Raw genomic sequence first — 4,456 nt, 5'->3', positions numbered from 1 at the left:
ATTTTGCCACAGGCAAAACGTCAAAAGGGGGCGGGAGAGCCTGGCTTTCCCCTACCGGCGCCTTTGTGGGGCGGTTAGATTTGGCCCTCGTGATGGGATGTGCAGGAGGCGAGAGGATGATCACACGGGCGCTGGCAATACTTGCGGGCCTTTGCGCGGGCGCTGGTCTGTCGCAGTTTCCCGCCTATGCGCAGGCCTATCTGCAACGGCTCGGCGGCCATGTGGACGCGCTGCGCCGGGTGGTGGCGGAGTTTGACACCGACGCGGCGGCGCTGGGGCTGGAGCGCAGCGCGGCCCTGGTGCAACTGGCCCGGGGCGGCGAGATGGGTGCGGCCCGGGCCGAGAGCATGGCGCGGACCATTGACCGCTATCTGGCGCTCTCGGCGGATCTGCGCGAGCTTTCGGCGATGGCTCCGGTGGCGCGGGTGCTGAACCTTGGCCGCTTTGCCGACCCGGAGATCGCCGCCGCGACCTATGGCGCCTTTGAGCCGACGCTCTCCATCGCGCCCGATGCGCTGCTGCTGGCGGGCGGCGGCGGGCTGCTGGCGGGGGGCGTGGTCTGGCTTGTGCTCGGGGCGTTGCGGCGAGGTCTTGCGCGCGGGGGGCGCCGTCGCGACCGGCTGGCTTGACCCATCTCGCGCCGCCGCCTAGGGTCTGCGCGACGCTTGCCCCGCATGCCCGTTCAGGCCATGCGCCACATGAGAAAGACAGCCTAAATGGCCGCACCTGCGCCTTTTTCCCGCTTTGAATGGATGATTGCCTGGCGCTATCTGCGCGCCCGCCGCTCTGAGGGCGGGGTCTCGGTGATGACCTGGATCTCGCTCATCGGTATCACGTTGGCGGTCTTTGCGCTGATCGCGACGCTGGCGGTGCGCTCCGGTTTTCGCGCTGAATTTGTCGGCACCATCCTTGGCGCCAATGCCCATGCCACCGTCTATGCCCATGGCGAAGTGACCGAGGCCGGGCGGCTGGATCGCACCATCACGGATTATGACGCGCTGGCTGCGCGGGTGGCCGAGGTGCCCGGCGTGGTGCAGGCTGCGCCGCTGATCAAGGGGCAGGTGATGGCCAGCCGCGCCGACCGCAACGCCGGGGTGCAGGTCTATGGCATCCAGGCGGCGGATCTGGCCAAGATCCCCGGCGTGGCCGAGAGCGAGGGCTCCTATGGCGATCTGGCGCGGTTTGACGAGGGCATCGCCCTTGGCTCTGGCGTGGCGCGCACATTGGGGCTGCGGATTGGCGACAAGGTCAAGCTGATCTCGCCCAATGGCGTCAAGACCGCCTTTGGCACCAGCCCCCGCGTGAATGCCTATGAGGTGGTCTATATCTTCACCGCCGGACGCTATGACATCGACAGCACCCGCGCCTATCTGCCCTTTGCCGAGGCGCAGAGCTATTTCAACCGCGAGGGCGTGGCGGATGAGATCGAGGTCATGGTGGCGGATCCCGAGGCCATCGACACATATGTGCTGCCGCTGTTGCAGGCGGCGGGGCAGGGCTATGGCGTCTGGAGCTGGCGCGACAGTTCCGGCGGTTTCCTGCGGGCGCTGGAGGTCGAGGACAATGTGATGTTCGTGATCCTGTCGATCCTGGTGCTGATCGCGACGATGAATATCGTGTCGGGGCTGATCATGCTGGTCAAGAACAAGGGGCGCGACATTGGCATCCTGCGCACCATTGGCCTCAGCGAGGGGTCGATCATGCGGGTGTTTTTCATCTGCGGCTCGGTCACCGGGGTGATCGGCACCGCACTGGGGGTGATCCTTGGCTGCCTGTTTGCGATCTATATCGACCCGATTTTCTCCTTTGTGAACTATGCCATGGGGGGCGGGGTCTGGGATCCGTCGATCCGGGGCATCTATGCGCTGCCGGCGCAGCTGCGCGCGGGCGACGTCGCCTCGGCGGTGGCGCTGTCTTTGGGGCTGTCGTTTCTGGTGACCATATTTCCGGCCCGCCGCGCGGCGCGGCTGAACCCGGTGGAGGCGTTGCGCTATGAGTGAGATCACGCTGGATCTGCGGGGGCTGAGCAAGACCTACCTGCCCGGCACCCCGGGCGAGGTTGCGGTGCTGCGCGGGGCCGATCTGACCCTGCATGCGGGCGAGGTGGTGGCGCTGGTGGCGCCCTCGGGGGCGGGCAAATCGACGCTGCTGCATATTGCCGGGCTCCTGGATACCGCCGATGCGGGCGCGGTGACGATCAGCGGCCAGGATATGAGCGGCGCGAGTGATCGCAAGCGCACCCGGATCCGGCGTCAGGACGTAGGGTTTGTCTATCAGTTTCACCATCTGCTGCCCGAGTTTACAGCGCTGGAAAACATCGTGCTGCCGCAGCTTGCCAATGGCGTGAGCCAACGGGCGGCAGAGGCGCGCGGCGCCGAGCTGTTGGCGCTGGTGGGGCTGGAGGGCCGCGCCGCGCATCGACCGGCAGCGCTTTCTGGGGGCGAGCAACAGCGGGTTGCGGTGTGCCGTGCGCTTGCCAATCGCCCGAAGATCCTGCTGGCGGATGAGCCCACCGGCAATCTGGACCCGGCGACCTCGGATCAGGTGTTTGAGGTGCTGTTGCGGCTGGTGGCCGAGACCGGCCTCTCGGCGCTGATCGCCACCCATAACCTGGAGCTGGCCGCAAAGATGGACCGGGTGCTGCGGCTGGAAGAGGGCGTGCTGCGCGCGGGCTGATCAGAGCGGGCGGGCTGTTGAGCCTGCCATGTCACTGACGCGTTGCGAGGGCTTTTCTGGGGCGCGCAGCTTGACCGCGTTGATCCGGTTCGGATCTTCGCAGTGGTTTGCGCGAATGGCGGCAGTGCGGGACGAACCGGACACTGCCCGACATTGCCTTTCGACTTTGCAAGAGATACCGATCTATCACGCAACCACGTTTCGAGGAATTCTGACCATGGCGGACTCTATCAATTCGATAACAGCTGCAAACAAAGCCGCTTGGAACGCTTCGGCCTCATTGCACGCTCAAGGAACGGAGTGGGACAGCCTTTTGGAACAAGCCGCCCGACCGGGGTTTTCCGTGTTGGATCAGGAACTGACCGAAGCGATCCGCGCACTGGGGATCGAAGGAAGATCGGCGGCGCAGGTTGGTTGCAATAATGCACGAGAGTTGCTGTCGCTTGCTTCGCTGAACATTTTACCCTCGGTGGGCATTGACCAATCGGGCGCTTTCCTCGAGCAAGGGCGACTATTGGCCAAGGCGGCAGGCCTCGAACCTCGTCTGATCGAAGCTGACATCTATGAATTGCCCGAAGACGTTGGTACGTTTGATCTGGTCCTGATCACGATCGGCGTGCTGAACTGGATGCCCGACCTCGACGGTTTTTTCCGTGTCATTGCGGGCCTTCTATCCCCTGGTGGACACTTGTTGATCTATGAAACCCATCCCGTCATGGAAATGTTCGATCCGGAAAGCGAAACGCCTCATGAACCTGCGATCAGCTATTTCCGAACGGAGCCACTCAAGGAAGAAGGGCTAATCTCATATGATGGGGTTGATCATGGTTCGGGCGAAACAGGCTACTGGTTCATCCATACACTCGGTCAGATCGTAACATCCTGCGCTGCCAACGGGATGGCCATCAGGGCCTTGAAAGAGTTCGGGTACTCGATTCGGGAGCCAGAGTATGACGACTACGAAGGCCGAGAGGCTCAAATTCCCATGAGCTACCTTTTGCACGCAAGAAGGATGTAATCCCGGCATCCCATTCGCATTCTGACAACCGTCTGCAATGGGCTCACTGCCGACCTCGGATGCGCCTAGGATGACAGCGTTTCAGAACCTGCTCAGGCGGCGATCTGGGTGAGCCAGACTCCCGCCGCCATCACCGAAATTCCCAGCGCGCGCATCAGGGTGATTGGGCTCACTTGCGCGCCGAACAGGCCGAAGTGATCAATTGCCGCCGCCGAGATCAGCTGGCCCAGGAGCACAAAGAACACCGCGTTGCCGACTCCGAAATGCGGGGCGACATGGGTGATGGAGAGCACGTAAAACGCCACCAGAAGCCCGGCCAGCAGCAGGTGTTTCGGGGCTCCGGCCACCTGCGTCAGCGTCTTGGGGCCAAACAGCGCGTAAAACGCCAGCGCCGCGGCAAAGGCCACCGCAAAGAGCACCACCGAGGCGGCGCCCGGCGCGCCGAGCAGCTGTCCCAGGCGCGCGTTCAGCGCTGCCAGCACCGGGATGCCGATCCCTGCCGCCAGCATGATCAATGCGTATTGGGTCATGTCACTGGTCCTTCCCATCCTTGCGCCCCTGGTTCGCTGCGTGTTTTGCGGCCAGTTTGTGGCAGGCGAAGGCGGGGGGCAAGCGGGTTTCATCGGCGCGGGCTGCGGACAGGCCAAAGGGCCTCTCGTCCGGCAGGGGAGAGGGACAAGGCGCGGGGGAAATGAGGGCTGTTGTCCCGGAGAGCGGGAGCAAGACGTCAGCAATGGCGGCGCCGCCACCAGGGTCAGATCC

The 4,456-nt window shown here is 64.0% G+C and carries 5 protein-coding genes; 4 read left to right on the top strand and 1 reads right to left on the bottom strand.

Translation table 11 applies throughout. The features are described from left to right. Positions 1–116: 116 nt before the first annotated feature. The 4 genes from HCZ87_RS19935 (at position 117) to HCZ87_RS19920 (ending at position 3,694) form a co-directional block, all read left to right on the top strand. Entirely contained in the window at positions 117–629 is a 513-nt protein-coding gene (locus tag HCZ87_RS19935) for a DUF2937 family protein (protein WP_167646751.1), read from the top strand. An 87-nt stretch (positions 630–716) separates the two neighbouring features. Further along, positions 717–2,000 (top strand): lipoprotein-releasing ABC transporter permease subunit, encoded by a 1,284-nt coding sequence (locus HCZ87_RS19930; protein ID WP_167646749.1) that lies wholly within the window; start codon positions 717–719, stop codon positions 1,998–2,000. Beyond that, complete coding sequence (locus tag HCZ87_RS19925; protein ID WP_167646747.1) at positions 1,993–2,676, top strand: ABC transporter ATP-binding protein; 684 nt, start codon at positions 1,993–1,995, stop codon at positions 2,674–2,676. The genes HCZ87_RS19930 and HCZ87_RS19925 overlap by 8 nt, the downstream gene beginning before the upstream one ends. Before the next feature lie 217 nt (positions 2,677–2,893). Next, positions 2,894–3,694, top strand: a complete 801-nt coding sequence (locus HCZ87_RS19920) for a bifunctional 2-polyprenyl-6-hydroxyphenol methylase/3-demethylubiquinol 3-O-methyltransferase UbiG (protein WP_167646745.1) — start codon at positions 2,894–2,896, stop codon at positions 3,692–3,694. 92 nt (positions 3,695–3,786) lie between these two features. Here the strand turns inward: HCZ87_RS19920 and HCZ87_RS19915 are convergent, their stop codons facing one another. Then, the gene (locus tag HCZ87_RS19915; RefSeq protein WP_167646743.1) at positions 3,787–4,224 is read right to left on the bottom strand and encodes a DMT family transporter; all 438 of its coding nucleotides are present in this window, start codon (positions 4,222–4,224) and stop codon (positions 3,787–3,789) included. Positions 4,225–4,456 lie beyond the last annotated feature (232 nt).

Source organism: Phaeobacter sp. HF9A, from assembly GCF_011806385.1.
Classification (GTDB): domain Bacteria; phylum Pseudomonadota; class Alphaproteobacteria; order Rhodobacterales; family Rhodobacteraceae; genus Epibacterium.
The sequence above is the reverse complement of the archived record's forward strand: the minus strand, read 5'-3'. Positions and strand labels throughout refer to the sequence as shown.

Coding starts and splice junctions, on each gene's coding strand:
- HCZ87_RS19935 (WP_167646751.1), top strand. CDS start 117: ATGATCACACGGGCGCTGGCAATACTTGCGGGCCTTTGCGCGGGCGCT.
- HCZ87_RS19930 (WP_167646749.1), top strand. CDS start 717: ATGGCCGCACCTGCGCCTTTTTCCCGCTTTGAATGGATGATTGCCTGG.
- HCZ87_RS19925 (WP_167646747.1), top strand. CDS start 1,993: ATGAGTGAGATCACGCTGGATCTGCGGGGGCTGAGCAAGACCTACCTG.
- HCZ87_RS19920 (WP_167646745.1), top strand. CDS start 2,894: ATGGCGGACTCTATCAATTCGATAACAGCTGCAAACAAAGCCGCTTGG.
- HCZ87_RS19915 (WP_167646743.1), bottom strand. CDS start 4,224: ATGACCCAATACGCATTGATCATGCTGGCGGCAGGGATCGGCATCCCG.